We start from the raw sequence: 480 nt of genomic DNA on the forward strand, positions 1-480 counted from the left end.
CGGTGGTGGGTGCGCGGTTGCGGGAGTTGACGGGTGCGCGGTTGCATAATTTGTATGGTCCGACCGAGGCCGCGGTGGATGTGACGTTCCATGAGGTGTCGGATGCGGATGTGGTGTCGGTGCCGATCGGTGTGCCGGTGTTCAATACGCGGGTTTTTGTGTTGGATGCGCGGTTGCGTCCGGTGCCGGTGGGGGTTGTGGGTGAGTTGTATTTGGCGGGTGTGCAGTTGGCGCGGGGTTATGTGGGTCGGTCGGATTTGACGGCGGATCGTTTTGTGGCTGATCCGTTTGGTGTGGGTGGGCGGTTGTATCGCACGGGTGATCTTGTTATGTGGTCGGGTTCGGGTGAGTTGGAGTATGTGGGTCGTACTGATTTCCAGGTGAAGGTGCGTGGTCTGCGGATCGAGTTGGGGGAGATCGAGGCCGCGTTGGTTGCTCATGAGTCGGTGGCGGGGGCGGTGGTCGTGGTGCGTTCGGATG

The 480-nt window shown here is 61.0% G+C and carries 1 protein-coding gene; it reads left to right on the forward strand.

The window, feature by feature from the left end:
• The coding region (locus tag ACX4ZE_RS23060; protein WP_480275564.1) for an AMP-binding protein at positions 1–480 on the forward strand (480 nt) is incomplete at both ends.

It is taken from the genome of Nocardia sp. TBRC8007, from assembly GCF_056629435.1.